Here is a 17,920-nt window from a genome sequence, read left to right as displayed (position 1 = left end):
ATACGCCCCTTTTTGTTCGGCGCCGCCGCTACACCGGATTTTCGTCCGGATCCGCGACTCGTCGCCCCCCCGGCCACTCGCGATGCGCGCGCGGGCCGGGCAAGTGGGGAAGCGTTCGTGTCGCGTGATTGAATTTATGGTGGTTGCAGACGGGTGCCGGCGGACGGCGCGGTCTGCATGTCATCACCGGCTGCTCGTGCCGGATCAGAGAAAGGTAACGCTGTGTCGGAGCATGACGACGGTAGGAGACCCTTCCGCCGTGGTAGTACCGGTCCGGACTCGGCCGGCTCCGGCACACCTGCCCATGACCGCGGAGAAGGGGAACGTCGCTCCGGAGGTTTCCGGCGTGGCGACGACACCCGCCGCTCGGGCGGATACGGCGCCCGTGACGACGATCGGCGCGGCGGTAGCGGGCGCGGCGACGACCGCCGTGGATCCGAGCGCGGCACCGGCGGTTACAGCCGCAGTGGAGACGACCGGCGCTCTGGAGGCTTCCGGCGCGGCGACGACGACCGCCGCTCCGGTGGTCACGGGCGCGGTGGAGACGACCGCCGCTCGGGCGGCCATGAACGTGGCGGAGACGACGGTCGCTCCGGTGGCTTCCGGCGCGACAACGACGATCGCCGTTCCGGTGGTTACAGCCGTGGTGGGGAGGACCGTCGCTCGGGTGGTTACAACCGTGGTGGCGACGATCGCCGCTCGGGTGGATACGGCCGCGGCGAGGACGATCGTCGCTCGGGTGGTTATAACCGTGGTGGGGACGACCGCCGTTCCGGTGGTTACAGCCGTGGTGGCGATGACCGTCGTTCCGGTGGTTACAGCCGTGGTGGGGAGGACCGTCGCTCGGGTGGTTACAACCGTGGTGGCGACGACCGGCGTTCCGGTGGTTTCGAGCGCGGCGGCGACGATCGCCGCTCCGGGGGATACGGTCGCGGTGGCGACGACCGGCGCTCGGGTGGATTCCGGCGTGACGAGGGCGATCGGCGGTCCGGCGGCTACGGGCGCGGCTCGGATGATCGCCGAGGCGGAATCCGGCGCGACGAAGGTGGCCGGCGACCGGGAGGTCCGAGCGGCCGTGAGGATCGTCCGGGTGGTTACGGCCGGGGCGAGGGTGATCGGCGCGGCGGATTCCGGCGCGGTGGCGCGGATGCCGAGCGTCGATTCGGATCGGCGGACGAGGCCGACACCACCGCGCACACCGGTGAATCGGCGGAGGCCGGCGCGAACTTCGAAGACCGGGAGCCGCGGCGACGGGGTGGTGAAGGGGCGCGCGTCGGCGGTGAGAGCCGGGCGGGGCGGCCCGATGAGCCCGCGTTGCCGGACGATGTGCAGGCGAGCGATCTGGACGGCGCGGTGCGCCGCGATCTGCTGAGCCTCGACAAGAACAACGCCGAGGCGGTCGCCCGGCACCTGGTGATGGCCGCCCGGCTTCTCGACGAGGACCCGGAGCAGGCACTCGAACATGCGCGCGCGGCACGGCGCCGCGCCGGACGCATCGCGGTGGTCCGCGAAACCGCCGGTGTCACCGCCTATCACGCGGGTGAATGGGCCGAGGCCCTCTCCGAGCTGCGTACCGCGCGCCGGATGTCCGGCGGCTCGGGTCTGCTGGCGGTCATGGCCGATTGCGAACGCGGGCTGGGACGGCCCGAACGCGCGATCGAACTCGGCCGCAGCGACGAGGCGCGGGCACTGTCGGGCGACGAGGCGACCGAGCTGCGGATCGTCGTCGCCGGTGCGCGAATGGATTTGGGTCAATACGATCAGGCCGTGGTCACCCTGCAGACGCCGGAACTGGATCCCTCGCGCTCCGGTTCCGCCTCGGCACGGTTGTTCTACGCCTATGCGGAGGCGCTGCTCGCCGCCGGCCGGTCCGACGAGGCACTGCAGTGGTTCCTCAATGCGGCCGCGGCCGATGTCGACGGTGATACCGACGCCGAGGAGCGTGCCGACGAACTCGCGGACGCACAGGTCGACGACGACGTGGAGTAACTAGTGGCAGCATCGCTTCGGGAGAGCTTCGAGGCCCTCCTGCTGGATCTGGACGGCACGCTGTATCGAGGTGCGCAGGTGATCACCGGCGCACCCGCCGCTCTCGACGCCGGCGGTGGCGCGCAGAAGCTGATGTTCGTCACCAACAACGCCAGCCGGTCGGCCGGTGTGGTGGCCGCGCATCTGCGCGAATTGGGTTTCGGCGCAAGTGAATCCGAGGTCGTTACCAGCGCGCAGGCGGCGGCGCATGTGCTCGCCTCCCGGCTGGCCGCCGGATCCACCGTGCTGATCGTCGGCACCGACGACCTCGCGGCGGAAATCGAACAGGTCGGCCTGCAACCGATTCGGCGTTTCAACGGCGTGGCACCCGCCGCGGTCGTGCAGGGGCATTCCCCCCAGACCGGATGGCCGGACCTCGCCGAGGCGGCCTACGCCGTCCGGGCCGGGGCCCTGTGGGTGGCCGCGAATGCGGATGCCACCCTGCCGAACGAGCGCGGCCTGGCGCCGGGCAACGGCGCGATGGTCGCCGCATTGCGAGCCGCGACCGACCAGGAGCCGGTGGTAGCCGGTAAACCCTATGCGCCGCTGCTCGAGGATGCGCTGGTCCGCGCGGCGACCCGCGACGTGCTCGTGGTGGGAGACCGTCTCGACACCGATATCGACGGCGCTCGGTGCGTCGGCCTGCCGTCGTTGATGGTCCTCACCGGCGTCAGCACCCTCGACGATCTGCGAGCCCGCCCCGCCGACCACCGGCCCACCTACATCTCCCGAACTCTCGACGCGCTGAATCACCCGGTGATCCGGCACGGTTCTCCCGAGGGTGACACGGTCGACCACTTGGTCAGACTGTTGGACGAAAACCCCGGTCGCGCAATCGAATTGCTTCGGTAACTGTCCGGCTCACCGCGTTCACCACGGCCGAGTCGACGACTGCCCGATCCGCGCCGGGATCGTCGGTCAATCGCTCCGATCCTCGGCAGCTGTGAACGCTGCCGCGGTCTCGGGGAGGATGTTCAGGCGCCGGAGTAGTGGAGTGGCGGCAGCTCCGGCGCGGCGCCGGGTGATCGCCGCCGATTCGTGTGCGGCAGTGGGGATTTTGAGCCACCAGCATTCCAGCGGCCGGTAGTCGGCGGCGGGGGCGAGGCGTTCGGCGAGGTCCGGCCGCTGCGCCCACAGATAGCGGCGGGCGCGGGCGGCGTGCATGGGGTCGGAGGCGATCATGATGCGATCGGCTCGTTCCATGGCGGGAATGGTGAATTCGATGTTCTGCCACGTGGTTTCGGCCGATGTCTCCGTCCGGGTTCGCTCGGGCGGAACACCGAGGTGAGCGCGGGTGTATTCGGCCATCACCGTCGCTTCGACCCAGGGGCCGTGCACGGCGCCGCCGGTGAAGATCAGGAATCCGTCGCGGTCGCGCGGCAGCGAGCGGGCGCCGATGCGGCATCGCCAGCGCTGCAGCGCGCGCGTCCGGCCGTCGGCGGCGGCCGGGTAGCCCAGCACCACCACCGCGTCCATACCGCCGGTTCGTGGTTCCCGCCGCGGTCCGAGCAATCGCCGAGATGCGCGCCAGTGGGCGTATTCGGCGGCGGCGACCACCGCGGCCGCCGTCGATGCCGCCGCGAGTGCGACGAACCGGACAGATCCCTGTCGTCGCTTACCTCCCACGCCGCCATTGTGCCAATACTCGCCGCACCCCACCGGTCCTGGGGCTGCAGCCGTCGACGCAGGGCGCCAGGCGACCGGCCGCTGGACGCCACCGTGACCTCCGTTTCACCCGTGCCGCCGCTTGCCTGTCCGTCGTGGAACTCCGGTAGCGTTGTCGGCACCATGACTACGCCCATTCCGCGTCCGCATCCGTCCGGTTCCTCCGGTCCTCGCCCGGGAGTTCCGCTGCCCGGGCAGCATCTCGCGGGAGGGACGGCGGAGTTCGCCGATCCGGAGCAGGTGCGGGCCGAGGTAGCGGCGCTGCTGGCGGAATTGCCCGGAGCGCGGCGCGTGAGCAGCGACGAAGCCGACGGGGTGGACCGCGCGGGAACCGATATCACCCGGCGGGCGCGCATTCTCGAACAGGCCCACGAGGTGCTGGTCGACGCCCTGGCGACGGTGGACAAGATCTGAGGTGGCCAGGCGCGCGCGAGTGGACGCCGAACTGGTTCGCCGCGGATTGGCGCGATCGCGAGAGCACGCGGTCGAACTGATCGGCGCGGGCCGCGTCCTGATCAACGGTGCGGTCGCGTCGAAACCGGCGACCGCGGTCGAGCCGAATACCCCGCTGCTGGTGCGTGAGGAACCCGACGAGGTCCAATGGGCCTCGCGTGGTGCGCACAAGGTGCTGGGCGCGCTGGAGGCGTTCGAACCGCTCGGGGTGAGCGTGGCCGGGAAGCGTTGCCTGGACGCCGGTGCGTCGACCGGCGGGTTCACCGATGTGCTGCTCGCCCGCGGCGCCCGCGAGGTGGTCGCCGTCGATGTGGGCTACGGCCAGCTGGTGTGGCGGCTGCGCAACGACGAGCGGGTCCGCGTGTTCGACCGCACCAATGTGCGCGCGCTGACGCCCGAGGCGATCGACGGTCCGGTCGAGCTGGTGGTCGCGGATCTGTCGTTCATCTCGCTGGCGCTGGTGCTGCCCGCGCTGGCCGCCTGCTGCACACCGGGCGCGGATCTGCTGCCCATGGTGAAACCGCAGTTCGAGGTCGGTAAACAGCGAGTAGGCTCCGGCGGTGTGGTGCGTGACCCGGCTCTGCGCGCCGAGGCGGTGACCGAGGTGGCCGCCGCGGCCGCCGAGCTGGGCCTGCGTACCCGCGGTGTGGTCGCCAGCCCGTTGCCCGGCCCGTCGGGCAACGTCGAGTATTTCCTGTGGCTGCGCAAGGACACACCGGACACGGATTCGGCCGAGACCGAATCGGATCCCGATATCAGCGAATTGGTGCAGCGTGCGGTCGAGGAGGGGCCACAGTGAAGCGGGAGATCCTGCTCGTCGCCCATCCGGGCCGTTCCGAACTGCTCGAGACCGCGCATCGGGTCGCGAAGATCTTCGCCGACGCCGGAATCGGGTTGCGCGTCCTCGAGGACGAGGCCTACAGCACCAAGCTGGATTTCGACGACACCGGCGAACCCGACGGCTATCCGGTGCGGGTGGTGCCGCACGGTCCCGAAGCCGCGGTCGGCTGCGAGATGGTGCTCGCGCTCGGTGGCGACGGCACCTTCCTGCGCGGGGCGGAGATGGCACACCCGGCCCGGGTTCCGGTACTGGGAATCAACCTCGGACGCATCGGTTTCCTCACCGAGGCCGAGGCCGAACATCTGGACGACGCGCTGGCCCAAGTGGTGCGCGGCGATTACCGCATCGAGCAGCGGATGACCGTAGATGTCAGTGTCCGCGTCGATGATGTTGTCGTGGAACGCGGCTGGGCCCTCAACGAGGCCAGTATCGAGAATGCCGCCCGGATGGGCGTGCTGGAGGTCGTCCTCGAAGTCGACGGCCGCCCGGTGTCGCAGTTCGGTTGTGACGGCGTGCTGATCGCGACACCCACCGGCTCCACCGCCTATGCGTTCTCCGCGGGTGGTCCCGTGGTGTGGCCCGAACTCGAGGCGCTGCTGGTGATTCCCAGTAATGCGCACGCACTGTTCGCACGGCCGCTGGTGACCAGCCCGGAGTCGCGGATCGCGGTGGAAACCGTTGCGACAGGCCATGATGCGATCGTCTTCCTGGACGGCCGGCGTACGCTGGCATTGCCGCGGGGCGGGCGATTCGAAGCGGTGCGCGGCGCCGAACCGGTGCGGTGGGTGCGGTTGGATTCCGCCCCCTTCGCCGACCGGATGGTGCGCAAGTTCCGCTTACCCGTGACAGGCTGGCGGGGCCGGCGGCCGGAACGGCCGTGCGCGCCGGAGCCGGCCCGCACCCCCACCGAGCAACCCGGCTCAGGCGATAGCGAACACCGCCGAACGGAGAGCACACGTGCTGACAGAGATCAGGATTGACGGCCTCGGCGTCATATCCACCGCCACCGCGCAGTTCCACGAGGGACTGACCTGTGTGACCGGTGAGACCGGTGCCGGCAAGACGATGGTGGTCACCGGACTGCATCTGCTCGGTGGCGCCCGCGCGGACGCCGGACGGGTGCGTCAGGGCGCGCAGCGGGCCGTGGTCGAGGGCCGGTTCACCGTCGAGGACGTGCACGACAGCGCCCGCGACGAGGTCGAGAAGGTGCTGGAATCCTCCGGCGCGCAACGCGACGACGACGACAGTGTCATCGCGGTGCGTACCGTCGGCAGCGACGGGCGTTCCCGCGCCCATCTCGGTGGCCGCAGTGTGCCGGCCGCGGTGCTGTCGGATTTCACGGCGCCGCTGCTGACCGTGCACGGGCAGAACGACCAGCTGCGACTGCAGCGTCCCGATCAGCAACTGCAGGCCCTGGACCGGTTCGCCGGCGATGCGGTGGCCGGGCTGCTGCGCAAATATCAGCTGGCCCGCCGCACCTGGCTGCAGGCTCGCGCCGAGCTGCTGGAACGCACCGCGCGCAGCCGTGAACTCGCCCTCGAGGCCGATCGGCTGCAGCATTCGCTGAACGAAATCGATTCGGTCGCACCGGAACCCGGTGAGGACGAGCGCATCGTCGCCGAGGTGCTGCGGCTCGGCGATCTGGATTCGCTGCGAGAGGCGGCCGGCGCCGCCCATGCGGCCCTCGCGGGTTCCGGCGACGGTGAGGGCGCCGGTGCGCTGGACGCGCTCGGTGGTGCGCGGGCCCGGCTGGAATCCAGTGACGATCCGGCGCTGACCGCGTTGGCGCCGCGGCTGGGGGAGGCCATCGCGGTGGTGGTCGATGTGACCACCGAGTTGAGTTCGTATCTGTCGGATCTGCCGTCGGATCCCGCGGCGCTGGACAGCCTGCTCACCCGCCAGGCGGAACTGAAATCGCTGACCCGCAAATACGCACCCGATGTCGACGCGGTGATCGCCTGGGCCGACGAGGCGCGCACCCGCCTGGCCTCCCTCGACGTGTCGGAGGAGGCGCTGGCGGCGCTGGCCGCCGAGGTGGAGACCGCGGCCGGGCAGGTGCGGGAGACGGCGAAGAAGTTGACCGCCGCCCGGCGCAAGGCCGCCCGCAAACTCGCGACCGCGGTGAGCGCCGAATTGAGCGGACTGGCGATGGGCCGCGCCAAACTCGAGGTGGAGGTGCGGCCGCTGGCGGCGGCCGCGCAGGACAGTGCGCCCATCACCGTCGAGGGGGCGGAGCTGCATGCCGGCGCGTCCGGTGTGGACGAGGTGGAATTCCGGCTGTCCGCCCACTCCGGCGCGCAGTCGCTGCCGTTGAGCCGCAGTGCGTCCGGTGGTGAGCTCTCGCGCGTGATGCTGGCGCTGGAAGTGGTGCTCGCGGCCTCCGAATACGGCTCGACCATGGTGTTCGACGAGGTCGACGCCGGTGTCGGCGGCCGCGCCGCGGTGGAGATCGGGCGACGGCTGGCGCGGCTGGCCCGCACCCATCAGGTCATCGTGGTGACTCATCTGCCGCAGGTGGCCGCCTTCGCCGATACCCACCTCGTGGTGGACAAGGTCGACGACGGCAAGGGCGTCAACAGCGGGGTGCGGGCGCTGACCACCGACGAGCGGGTCGTCGAGCTGGCTCGCATGCTGGCCGGTCTCGACGACACCGAGACCGGCCGCGCCCACGCCGAGGAGTTGCTGGCCACCGCGCGGGCGGAGAAGGCCGACACCACCTCGGCGGCGGGCTGACGAGCTGCGAAGCGTCTACTTGGCGACGGCCTTCTTGGCGGCCTTGAGGAACGGCGAGATCAGGCCGCGCAGAAACAGTTCCGTCGCCTTGTCCGGCACCGGCAGCTTGGGCTCGGATTCCATCCGGTACGACACCAGGGTGCCGCCCGGGGCGTCGGCGAAGGTGATGGTGCCGACGTGCCGCTTCACCGGCGCACCGGCGATGATCCGGTATTCCATGCGCTCACCGGGAACCAGTTCGGTGGTCTCCTCGGTCACACCGATGCCGCCCACGCCCACCAGGTAGCGTGCACCGACGCCGGAGGCCTCGGGAGCGCCGGGCTGACGCAGCGTAATGCGCACGGGCAGATAGCCGTTGAGACTGTCGCGCTCGGCGAACAGCTTGTAGACGACGTCGCGCGGTGCGGGAATGACCGTGTCGACGGTGGTACTGGCCATGGCGTTCTCCTTCGGATGCAGTGAGCCGAAGCATATCGGTACCAGCGGTACCACCCGGCACGCCAGTCGACGTCGTGGAGGCGTGCGTTTGCTGGCCTCATGCCAGGGGATGTGATAGGACGTCGGCGCGCCTCCACCACAGGTTGAGAGTCGACGTCCATTATCGGATGCCATGAAGATGCTGGCGCTGTTGTCGCGCAACACCGAAACGCTTCCCGGCGTCACCGGGATGGCCCGGGTGGACCGCAATACCCGGCGTCTGCTCAAGCGGGTCGGGGCGGGCGATGTGGTGGTCCTCGACGAGATGGACATCGATCGTCTCACCGCTGACCGGCTCGTCCAATCGGGCGTGGCGGCGGTGATCAATGCCTCGCCCTCGATTTCGGGCCGCTATCCGAACCTCGGCCCGGAAGTGCTGGCCGCCAACGGGATCGTGTTGCTGGATGCTGTCTCCGCCGACGTGTTCGGCAAGATCAAGGACGGCAGCAAGGTCCGCATCGATGCCGGCGTGGTGTATGCCGACAAGTTGACCAAGAAGGAACCGGAGGTTCTGGTCGAGGCCATCGAGCTCACCGATCAGGTCATCGCCGAGCGGATGATCGCGGCGCGCAACGGGCTGGCCGACCATCTGGAAGCCTTCGCCGGCAACACGACCGAATACATCCGGACCGAAAGCGCGATGCTGATCGACGGTCTCGGGGTTCCGGCCCTGGATCTGTCGATGCGCGGCCGCCATGTCGTGGTGGTGGCCGACGGCGTGGACAGTCGTGACGACCTCAAGGCGATCAAGCCGTTCGTCAAGGAGTACGCGCCGATTCTGGTCGGTGTCGGGCGCGGCGCCGACATCCTGACCAAGGCCGGATATCGTCCCGATCTGATCGTCGGCGACCCGGAGGAAATCACCGCGAGCTCGCTGAAATGCGGTGCCGAGCTGATACTTCCGGCCGATACCGACGGGCACGCCAAGGGGCTGGAGCGAATTCAGGACCTGGGTATCGGCGCCACCACCTTCCCGTCCTCGGGATCGGCGGCGGATCTGGCGCTGCTGCTGGCCGACCATCACGGGGCCGCGCTGATCATCACCTGCGGGGCGCCGGCCTCGCTCGACGACTTCTTCGATCGCAGCCGCCGCGAATCGGCTCCGGCGATGTTCCTGACCCGGCTCAAGGCGGGACCGAAACTGATGGACGCCAAGGCCGTCGCCACCCTGTATCGGCAGGGCAACTCCGGCTGGGCGACCGCACTGGTGGTGCTGGCCGCGCTGATCGCGCTGATCGTCGGACTGCTCGTGTCCTCGCATCTGGGCAGCGATGTGCTCGATTGGCTGGATTCGGCGTGGCGGCAGTCGCAGGACTGGCTCCATCGACTATCGGACCGTCGGGGGTAGAGAAAGCAGTGGGTTCCATGCGTCGGCTCGTCGTTTCCCTGGCCGCGATCTTTCTGGCATTGGCGGTGGGTGCGGCGCTCGGCGCCGTCGTCCGCCAGGGTGGTCCGGGTGGCGGTGACGATCTGGCTCAGCGCAACGACGCGCTCGCGGCGGCCAACGGGCAACTCGAGCGGCAGGTCGGTGCGGCCGACGACTTCATCGCCCGGTCGGCGGGCCGCATCCTGAACGGAACCCTCACCGATCACACGGTGCTCGTATTCACCACCCCCGATGCCGACGGCGGCGATGTCGACGCGGTGACGGCAGCCCTGACCACTGCCGGGGCGAAGGTCACCGGGCGGGTCGCGCTCACCGACGCCTTCGTCGACGCGTCGCAGGGCGACCGCCTGCGGACCGCAGTCACGAATATGATTCCCGCCGGCGCTCAGTTGCAGACCGAGGCGGTGGATCAGGGCAGCCTCGCCGGTGATCTCCTCGGCCTGGCGTTTCTCACCGACCCCGCCGCCGGCGCCGACCGTGCCACCGCGCAGGAACGCGGGCTGATCGTCGACACCCTGCGCAACGGCGGCTTCCTCGCCGCCGGTGACTTCGCGCCGGCCCAGTCGGCCGTGGTGGTGACCGGGTCCGGCGCGCGGGCCGACCACAACGGCCAGGGATCGATCACGGCGCATTTCGCCGGGGCGCTGCGCGGACGCGGGGCGGGGCTGGTGCTGGCGGGGCGGGCCGGTTCCTCGGACGGATCGGGGCCGATCGCCGAGGTGCGCCGCGAGAACCGCCTCGACGCGACGGTGTCCACGGTCGACAACGTGGACCGCGAAACGGGCCGGGTCACAACGGCTCTCGGCCTCGCGGAGCAACTGGGCGGCAAAACCGGTCACTACGGCACCGGGCCGGAGGCGACCTCGCTGTCGGTGACCGCTTCTCCCGGCTGAGCGCGGCCGCCGCTGTCGACCGCGATCGGATGATCCGTCACGTCGGAGCGAGTGCCGGGCGATCGGTGCGTCCTGGGCGCCGCGTCATGGGGTTGCTGCGCTGAATGAGACGCAAGTGACAAACCGGCAGGACGACGTCCGACATTCCCCGCGTGGCATTCGTTTCGCAACCGTTTTTCGTGTTAGCGTGGAGTTCCGTGAGTCAATCGCGGATTCCGGCGCGTTCCCCCCATCAGACGGCCACCAAACACATCTTCGTGAGTGGCGGTGTCGCCTCCTCCCTCGGCAAGGGACTGACCGCCTCCAGCCTCGGCCAGCTGCTGACCGCCCGCGGATTGCGGGTCACCATGCAGAAGCTGGACCCGTATCTGAATGTCGACCCCGGCACCATGAATCCCTTCCAGCACGGCGAGGTGTTCGTGACCGAGGACGGCGCCGAAACCGACCTCGACGTCGGCCACTACGAGCGCTTCCTCGACCGTGATCTGTCGGGCTATGCGAACGTCACCACCGGGCAGGTCTACTCCACCGTGATCGCCAAGGAGCGGCGCGGCGAGTACCTCGGCGACACCGTGCAGGTCATCCCGCACATCACCGACGAGATCAAGAACCGGATCCTCGCGATGAGCGGTCCGGATCTGCAGGGCCAGACCCCGGACGTGGTGATCACCGAAATCGGCGGCACCGTCGGCGATATCGAATCCCAGCCGTTCCTCGAGGCCGCGCGCCAGATCCGGCACGAGGTGGGCCGGGACAACTGCTTCTTCCTGCACGTGACGCTGGTGCCGTATCTGGCGCCCTCCGGCGAGCTGAAGACCAAACCCACGCAGCACTCCGTCGCGGCGCTGCGCAACATCGGTATCCAGCCCGACGCGCTGATCCTGCGCTGCGACCGTGAGGTGCCGCAGGGGCTGAAGAACAAGATCGCGCTGATGTGCGACGTCGACGTCGACGCCTGCATCTCCACGCCCGACGCGCCGTCGATCTACGACATCCCGAAGGTGCTGCACCGCGAGGGCCTCGACGCCTACGTGGTGCGCAAGCTCGGCCTGCCGTTCCGCGATGTCGACTGGACCGTCTGGGGCGATCTGCTGGACCGGGTGCACAACCCGCGCGAAGAGGTGACCGTCGCGCTGGTCGGTAAATACGTCGACCTGCCGGACGCGTATCTCTCGGTGACCGAGGCACTGCGGGCCGGTGGTTTCGCGGCCAAGGCCAAGGTGAACATCCGCTGGGTGCAGTCCGACGAATGCGAGACTCCGGAGGGCGCGCAGCATCACCTCGGCGATGTCGACGCGGTGCTGATCCCCGGCGGCTTCGGCATTCGCGGCATCGAGGGCAAGGTCGGCGCGATCCGGTTCGCGCGCACCCGCTCGATTCCGCTGCTGGGCCTGTGCCTGGGACTGCAGTGCGTGGTGATCGAGGCCGCCCGCTCGGTGGGACTCGAGGACGCCAACTCCGCCGAATTCGAGCCGGAGACAACGCATCCGGTGATCTCCACGATGGCCGACCAGGCCCAGGCGGTCGCCGGTGAGGCCGACCTCGGCGGCACCATGCGCCTGGGCGCCTATCCGGCCGTGCTGGAGAAGGGCTCGGTCGTGGCGCAGGCCTACGGCACCACCGAGGTGTCGGAGCGGCATCGGCACCGCTACGAGGTCAACAACGCCTATCGCGACAAGATCGCCCAGAGCGGTCTGCGATTCTCCGGTACCTCGCCGGACGGGCATCTGGTCGAGTTCGTGGAGCTGCCGGCGAACGTACATCCGTATTTCGTTGCGACCCAGGCGCATCCGGAGCTCAAGAGCCGGCCGACCCGGCCGCATCCGCTGTTCGCCGGACTGGTCGACGCGGCGTTGAAATACAAAGGCGCCGAACGGCTTCCAGTGGAGATCTACGGCGAGGAGGCCGATGAGGCCGAGCGAGTCGCGCAGTGAGCGAACCCGGTAACCACAACTTCCGCGTCGTCGGCACCGAGACCGTGTATTCGGGCGCGATCGTCGCGCTGCGGCGGGATCAGGTCGAGATGCCCGGCGGGCGGATCGCCGAACGCGAGGTGGTCGAGCATCACGGCGCGGTCGCGATCGTCGCCCTCGACGACGACGGCTCGGTGGTGCTGATCAACCAGTACCGGCATCCGATCGGGCGGCGGTTGCTGGAGTTGCCGGCCGGCCTGCTCGATCAGGCCGGTGAGGATCCGCTGGCAGCCGCGCAACGCGAACTCGCCGAGGAGACCGGTCTGGCGGCGCGGGAGTGGTCCACGCTGGTGGATGTGGTGCTGTCGCCGGGGTTCACCGACGAGGCACTGCGCATCTATCTCGCGACCGGGTTGTCGGACACCGACCGGCCGGACCCCGAGCACGAGGAGGCCGATCTGTCGATCGTGCGGATGTCGCTGCAGGACGCGGTGACCGCTGCGCTGTCGGGCCGGATCGAGAACGCGACCGCGGTGGCCGGTGTGCTGGCCGCGTCGGTCGCGCGGGCGAACGGCACGACGCTGCGGCCCGCCGACGCGCCGTGGCCGGGTATGCCGACGCAGCTGCTCGATCGGAAGGCCGCCGAACACGCGCGGGCCTGATGGACAACCGGCCGGGTGCCTCACCGCACCCGGCCGTACTCCTCGGGCACGTGCGAACTGTGTTTCGTGCGAACGAATGTCGCCGCCGGCTGTCATGATGACACCGTGAATGTCGCTGTTCCCGCCGCCCCGGCGGTCGTTGTGCCGCTACCGGTCGGGTGAACGCGTGGTGGAGCGGCAGATCCAGGCCTATCTCGACCATCTGACGGTCGAGCGCGGCGCGGCGAGAAATACGCTCAGCGCCTACCGGCGTGATCTGCAGCGATATCAGGAGTTTCTGAAACAGCGCGATATCGGTGATCTGGACCGGGTGACCGAGAACCAGATCGCCGATTTCGTCGTCTCGCTGCGGGCGGGTGGCGAGGGTTATCCGGCGCTGGCCGCCAGTTCGGCCGCCCGCGCATTGGTGGCGGTGCGCGGCCTGCACCGGTTCGCGGCGGCCGAGGGACTGACCACCGGGGATGTCGCGCACGGTGTGAAGCCGCCGACCCCGGCGCGGCGACTGCCGAAAGCGCTTCCCTACGAAGATATTTCCCGGCTGCTCGAGGCCGCGGGCGGGGGAGACGACGCCGGTTCCGGGGGCGGGCCGCGCGGACTGCGGGATCGGGCCATGCTGGAACTGCTGTACTCCACCGGCGCCCGGATCTCGGAGGTCGTCGGACTCGACGTCGACGATATCGACACCGCCGGGCGCTCGGTCGTCCTGCACGGCAAGGGCGGTAAACAGCGCATGGTGCCGATCGGGCGGCCGGCGCTGGCGGCAATCGACGCCTATCTGGTTCGGGGCCGGCCCGCGCTCGGCGCCCGCGGCAAGGGCACCCCCGCCCTGTTCCTCAATGCTCGCGGCGGCCGGCTCTCGCGCCAGAGCGCCTGGCAGGTGTTGCAGGACGCGGCCGATCGGGCCGGGATCGGCGCCGCGGTGTCGCCGCACACGCTGCGGCACTCGTTCGCCACCCACCTGCTCGACGGGGGCGCCGACGTGCGTGTCGTGCAGGAGTTGCTGGGGCACGCGTCGGTGACGACCACGCAGATCTACACCCTGGTCACGATCAATACACTGCACGAGGTGTGGGCCACCGCGCATCCGCGGGCGCGGTAACGCGCCGGCGGCGGCAACCCGATATCGGGTGCGGATTGCCGCAAAGGGTTTCCCAACACCCCCTCGAGGCGACAGAATGCGGAGTTGGTGCCGTGAGGACACGGTGTTGTGGCACGGGTAATGACACAAGTGCGCAACGATCGGGGGCGTTCCCCAAGCGTGTCCGATCGGGGGTCTTGCGCTCGGAGGCGGTAGCGTCTATTGCGGTGGTCCGGTACATCGGCGTCCGGTGTAGCGATCGCCCGCTGTTCCGCAGCGCGCGGCGGGGCAACGAGCAGGAAAACTGAAGGAGCAGCGGACATGACGACAGCCGGCCCGGCCGAGCCGCCGAACAACGCTGCGGCAGAACCGCTTTCGAATATCCGAACCGGCCTCCGAATCGAACAGGCGGCCCGCAGACTCTGGGAGGCGAACGACATCGTGGCGGACGGTACCGAACTCGGCCCGACCGGACGCCCGCTGCGCGACATTCCCGAACCACCCCCGTCGTCGCGCAACGGTGACGCCCTGATCGTCGCCATGTGCAATCAGAAGGGCGGCGTCGGCAAGACCACCTCCACCATCAACCTCGGTGCCGCGCTCGCCGAATACGGCCGCCGGGTGTTGCTGGTCGACCTCGACCCGCAGGGAGCACTGTCGGCGGGACTGGGCGTGGCCCACCACGACCTGGACCAGACCGTGCACAATCTGCTCGTCGGCGGCCGGGCGAGCGTCGACGACGTGCTGCTCAACACCAAGGTCGACGGGATGGATCTGCTGCCGAGCAATATCGACCTCTCGGCGGCGGAAATCCAGCTGGTCAACGAGGTCGGCCGGGAACAGACCCTCGGCCGCGCGCTGGCACCGCTGCGCGACCGCTACGACTACATCCTCATCGACTGCCAGCCGTCGCTGGGTCTGCTCACCGTCAACGCGCTGGCCTGCGCCGACGGCGTGATCATTCCGATGGAATGCGAGTACTTCTCCCTGCGCGGGCTGGCGCTGCTCACCGACACCGTCGAGAAGGTGCGGGACCGGCTCAATCCGCGGCTGGCACTGTCGGGCATCGTGGTGACCATGTTCGATGCGCGATTGCTGCACTCCCGGCAGGTGATGGCCCGGGTGGTGGAGGTGTTCGGTGATCTGGTGTACGACACCGTGATCAACCGGACCGTCCGTTTCCCCGACGCCAGTGTCGCCGGTGAGCCGATCACCACCTGGGCGCCGAAATCCGGTGGCGCGGAAGCGTATCGGGCGATGGCACGGGAAGTCATCCACCGGTCGGGCCGGTGAGCGAGGCCGGACCACCGGCTGCCGAGGTCGTACCGGAAAACAAGCCCGACGGGTTCCACCTGCGGCTGAGCAATTTTCAGGGGCCGTTCGACCTGTTGTTGCAGCTGATCAGCCAGCGGCGGCTCGATGTGACCGAGGTGGCGCTGCACAAGGTCACCGACGAGTTCATCGCCTACACCAAAGAGCTCACCGCGAGCCTGGAACGCGATCCGACGCTGCGGGCGGATCGGATTCTCGATCAGACCACCGAATTCCTGGTGGTCGCCGCGACCCTGCTCGACCTCAAGGCCGCCCGGCTGCTGCCGTCCGGTGAGGTTACCGATGCCGACGACCTGGAACTGCTCGAGGCGCGCGATCTGCTGTTCGCGCGGCTCCTGCAGTACCGGGCGTTCAAACAGGTCGCCGAACTGCTCGGTGAGCTCGAGGCCGCCGCATTGCGCCGGTATCCGCGGGCGGTGTCGCTCGAGGAACGCTTCCTGGACCTGCTGCCGGAGGTGAGCCTCGGCGTCGACGCGGCGGGTTTCGCCGATATCGCCGCGGCGGCGTTCCGCCCCCGGCCGCGGCCGACGGTCGGGCTGGACCACCTGCACACCCATGCCATCTCCGTCGCCGAACAGGCCGCGCTGGTCTTGGAGATGCTGAAGAAGCGCGGGGTGGGAGAGTGGTCGACCTTCCACGAGCTCTGCGCCGATTGCGAGATGCCGATCCAGATCGTCGCGCGCTTTCTCGCGCTGCTCGAGCTCTACCGGGGCAAGACGATCGAATTCGACCAACCCGACCCGCTCGGCCCGCTGGCGGTGCGCTGGATCGGCGACGACGCCGAGGGCGCGCCCGCCGAGCCCGTGACAATCGATGAGGATTACGGATGACATCGCACGGTGAGCAGTCGATGGATCACGCGGATGCCCGAGCCGAAGCGGCCGCCGTCGCCTCGGCGGGCGATGCCGCGATCGGACAGACCGGCCGTTCCGAGGTCGTGCCCTCCTCGGCCGATTCGTCGGGGCGTGGTGATGATGCGGCGGTCGCGCCTGCCGCGGACGATGCCGCTCGGACCGCCGCTGACGAGGTCGCGCCCGCTGGTGTCGACGCTGCGCACGATGCTGGTACCGAGTCGGGTGTTCCGCGAACCATCGTTGGCGCGTCCGGCGTTGCGGAGGTCGTAGGGAGTGGGCCGAGCGGTGATGCCGAGCATCCCCGCCAGGTGCGGCCCGGGGCGGAGAACGACGCGGACGAGGAGGAGGTTGCCCGTCCGCTCGACGACCCGGAGTTGCGATCGGCGCTCGAGGCGATGCTGCTGGTGGTGGATGCGCCGGCGTCGGTGGAACTGCTCGCGGCGGCAGTCGACGACGCGCCCGCCCGGATCGAGCGGGTGTTGCGGGAGATGTCGGCGGAGTGGACCGCGCGGGGCAGTGGAATCGATCTGCGCTATGTGGGCGACGGGTGGCGTCTGTACACCCGGACCGAGTACGCGCCCTATGTCGAACGTATGCTGTTGGACGGGGCGCGGTCCAAGCTCACCAGGGCCGCTTTGGAAACCTTGGCGGTTATCGCCTATCGTCAACCGGTTACGCGAGCACGAGTGAGTGCCGTGCGCGGGGTGAACGTCGACGGCGTGATCCGCACCCTGGTGGCGCGGGGACTGATCGCCGAGGCGGGCGCCGACGTCGATACCAACGGCACCCTCTACGTCACCACCGAACTGTTCCTGGAACGGATCGGGCTCGCGTCGCTGGCGGAACTTCCGTCGCTGGCGCCCCTGCTACCGGGCGTCGACCTGATCGATGAGATCAACGAGAGCCTGGAGACCGACCCCCGGTACACCAAGCTGAAGAAACCCGCCGAATCGGATATCGATCTCGGCACCGAGGATTGACCGGATCCGCAGCGGATCCTGTCGACTGATCAGAGGACCACGTGAATACACCCGCTCGCCGAGATGGCACACCGGACCGTAGGAAAAGACACAGCGACCCGCCTCGTGGCGGCGGACGCGCGGCACGAGGGGCGGCCGGACGCGCCGACCGCAGCGATGACAGACGGGGCGACCGCTACGGGCGCCGGGACGACAGTTACGGCCGCGGAGACACACGTGGGTCGCGACCCGGCCGCGAGGACGACCGTTACGGCCGCGGGGGCGAGAGCTACGGCCGCGGTGGTGACCGGTCCGGCCGCGGAGACGACCGCTACGTCCGCGGAGACGATCGTTACGGCCGCGGCGGGGAGAGGTCCGGCCGTGGGGACGACCGCTTCGGGCGCGGTGGTGACCGGTCCGGCCGCGGAGACGACCGTTACAACCGTGGCGGCGAGAGCTACGGCCGCGGAGACAGCGCCGGACGGGGTTCGCGGTCCGAGGGTGGCTACAGCCGGGGCGACCGGTTCGCTCGCGGCCAGGCGGCCGGGGACGCGCGCGGTGACTCGCGATACGGCCGTGGCGATGCCCGCCCCTCGCGCGGCGATTCACCCGCTGGCTCGCGGGATCGCGGCACTGCCGCCGGTC

16 protein-coding genes are annotated in these 17,920 nt (G+C 69.6%); 14 read left to right on the top strand and 2 right to left on the bottom strand.

The window, feature by feature from the left end; all coding sequences use genetic code 11:
• Nucleotides 1-1,029 precede the first annotated feature (1,029 nt).
• Nucleotides 1,030-1,989 (top strand): hypothetical protein, encoded by a 960-nt coding sequence (locus ACPCUW_RS22205; RefSeq protein ID WP_245925377.1) that lies wholly within the window; start codon nt 1,030-1,032, stop codon nt 1,987-1,989.
• Nucleotides 1,990-1,992: 3 nt separating this feature from the next.
• Entirely contained in the window at nt 1,993-2,880 is an 888-nt protein-coding gene (locus ACPCUW_RS22200; protein ID WP_423426836.1) for an HAD-IIA family hydrolase, read from the top strand.
• 66 nt (nt 2,881-2,946) lie between these two features.
• Here ACPCUW_RS22200 and ACPCUW_RS22195 read toward each other — a convergent pair whose 3' ends face one another.
• Nucleotides 2,947-3,654 carry a YdcF family protein gene (locus ACPCUW_RS22195; protein WP_423426834.1) on the bottom strand — a complete coding sequence of 236 codons (708 nt, stop codon included), beginning with the start codon at nt 3,652-3,654 and terminating at the stop codon, nt 2,947-2,949.
• A gap of 162 nt (nt 3,655-3,816) precedes the next feature.
• On the opposite strand from ACPCUW_RS22195, the gene ACPCUW_RS22190 reads away from it, so the two are divergent.
• From ACPCUW_RS22190 to recN, 4 genes are read left to right on the top strand one after another with little or no spacing between them, the layout of a single operon-like run.
• Entirely contained in the window at nt 3,817-4,107 is a 291-nt protein-coding gene (locus ACPCUW_RS22190) for a hypothetical protein (protein WP_423426832.1), read from the top strand.
• A gap of 1 nt (nt 4,108) precedes the next feature.
• Complete coding sequence (locus tag ACPCUW_RS22185) at nt 4,109-4,945, top strand: TlyA family RNA methyltransferase (RefSeq protein ID WP_423426830.1); 837 nt, start codon at nt 4,109-4,111, stop codon at nt 4,943-4,945.
• Nucleotides 4,942-5,967: an NAD kinase gene (locus ACPCUW_RS22180; protein ID WP_082857395.1), complete on the top strand. Its 1,026-nt coding sequence runs from the start codon at nt 4,942-4,944 to the stop codon at nt 5,965-5,967. The genes ACPCUW_RS22185 and ACPCUW_RS22180 overlap by 4 nt, the downstream gene beginning before the upstream one ends.
• The gene (recN, locus tag ACPCUW_RS22175; RefSeq protein WP_064907000.1) at nt 5,945-7,720 is read left to right on the top strand and encodes a DNA repair protein RecN; all 1,776 of its coding nucleotides are present in this window, start codon (nt 5,945-5,947) and stop codon (nt 7,718-7,720) included. The genes ACPCUW_RS22180 and recN overlap by 23 nt, the downstream gene beginning before the upstream one ends.
• A 15-nt stretch (nt 7,721-7,735) precedes the next feature.
• Here recN and ACPCUW_RS22170 read toward each other — a convergent pair whose 3' ends face one another.
• The gene (locus ACPCUW_RS22170; protein ID WP_030518953.1) at nt 7,736-8,158 is read right to left on the bottom strand and encodes an SRPBCC family protein; all 423 of its coding nucleotides are present in this window, start codon (nt 8,156-8,158) and stop codon (nt 7,736-7,738) included.
• Between the two features lie 172 nt (nt 8,159-8,330).
• Here ACPCUW_RS22170 and steA point away from each other — a divergent pair, with 172 nt between their 5' ends.
• From steA to scpB, 8 genes are all read left to right on the top strand, one after another.
• Nucleotides 8,331-9,545, top strand: coding sequence for a putative cytokinetic ring protein SteA (gene steA, locus ACPCUW_RS22165; RefSeq protein WP_423426827.1), 1,215 nt, complete (start codon nt 8,331-8,333; stop codon nt 9,543-9,545).
• 17 nt (nt 9,546-9,562) lie between these two features.
• A complete protein-coding gene (locus tag ACPCUW_RS22160) occupies nt 9,563-10,477 on the top strand; it encodes a copper transporter (protein ID WP_423426825.1) in 915 nt (304 codons plus the stop codon).
• 197 nt (nt 10,478-10,674) lie between these two features.
• Nucleotides 10,675-12,411, top strand: coding sequence for a CTP synthase (locus tag ACPCUW_RS22155; RefSeq protein ID WP_030515927.1), 1,737 nt, complete (start codon nt 10,675-10,677; stop codon nt 12,409-12,411).
• Nucleotides 12,408-13,052, top strand: coding sequence for an NUDIX domain-containing protein (locus ACPCUW_RS22150; RefSeq protein ID WP_064908452.1), 645 nt, complete (start codon nt 12,408-12,410; stop codon nt 13,050-13,052). Before ACPCUW_RS22155 ends, ACPCUW_RS22150 begins: the two co-directional genes overlap by 4 nt.
• A 109-nt stretch (nt 13,053-13,161) precedes the next feature.
• The gene (gene xerD, locus ACPCUW_RS22145) at nt 13,162-14,151 is read left to right on the top strand and encodes a site-specific tyrosine recombinase XerD (RefSeq protein WP_423426822.1); all 990 of its coding nucleotides are present in this window, start codon (nt 13,162-13,164) and stop codon (nt 14,149-14,151) included.
• A 300-nt stretch (nt 14,152-14,451) separates the two neighbouring features.
• Entirely contained in the window at nt 14,452-15,423 is a 972-nt protein-coding gene (locus ACPCUW_RS22140; protein WP_387255939.1) for a ParA family protein, read from the top strand.
• Nucleotides 15,420-16,292, top strand: a complete 873-nt coding sequence (locus ACPCUW_RS22135; protein WP_423426820.1) for a segregation and condensation protein A — start codon at nt 15,420-15,422, stop codon at nt 16,290-16,292. The genes ACPCUW_RS22140 and ACPCUW_RS22135 overlap by 4 nt, the downstream gene beginning before the upstream one ends.
• A gap of 332 nt (nt 16,293-16,624) precedes the next feature.
• Nucleotides 16,625-17,296: an SMC-Scp complex subunit ScpB gene (scpB, locus tag ACPCUW_RS22130; protein ID WP_423426850.1), complete on the top strand. Its 672-nt coding sequence runs from the start codon at nt 16,625-16,627 to the stop codon at nt 17,294-17,296.
• The last annotated feature ends 624 nt before the right edge of the window (nt 17,297-17,920 follow it).

The organism is Nocardia sp. AB354, assembly GCF_049538315.1.
In the GTDB taxonomy this organism is placed as follows: Bacteria; Actinomycetota; Actinomycetes; order Mycobacteriales; family Mycobacteriaceae; genus Nocardia; species Nocardia nova.
The sequence above is the reverse complement of the archived record's forward strand: the minus strand, read 5'-3'. Positions and strand labels throughout refer to the sequence as shown.

What these genes read in the sequence shown, in the direction of transcription:
- xerD (WP_423426822.1), top strand. Translation starts at nt 13,162, where the DNA reads ATGTCGCTGTTCCCGCCGCCCCGGCGGTCGTTGTGCCGCTACCGGTCG.
- ACPCUW_RS22140 (WP_387255939.1), top strand. Translation starts at nt 14,452, where the DNA reads ATGACGACAGCCGGCCCGGCCGAGCCGCCGAACAACGCTGCGGCAGAA.
- ACPCUW_RS22160 (WP_423426825.1), top strand. Translation starts at nt 9,563, where the DNA reads ATGCGTCGGCTCGTCGTTTCCCTGGCCGCGATCTTTCTGGCATTGGCG.
- ACPCUW_RS22190 (WP_423426832.1), top strand. Translation starts at nt 3,817, where the DNA reads ATGACTACGCCCATTCCGCGTCCGCATCCGTCCGGTTCCTCCGGTCCT.
- steA (WP_423426827.1), top strand. Translation starts at nt 8,331, where the DNA reads ATGAAGATGCTGGCGCTGTTGTCGCGCAACACCGAAACGCTTCCCGGC.
- ACPCUW_RS22170 (WP_030518953.1), bottom strand. Translation starts at nt 8,158, where the DNA reads ATGGCCAGTACCACCGTCGACACGGTCATTCCCGCACCGCGCGACGTC.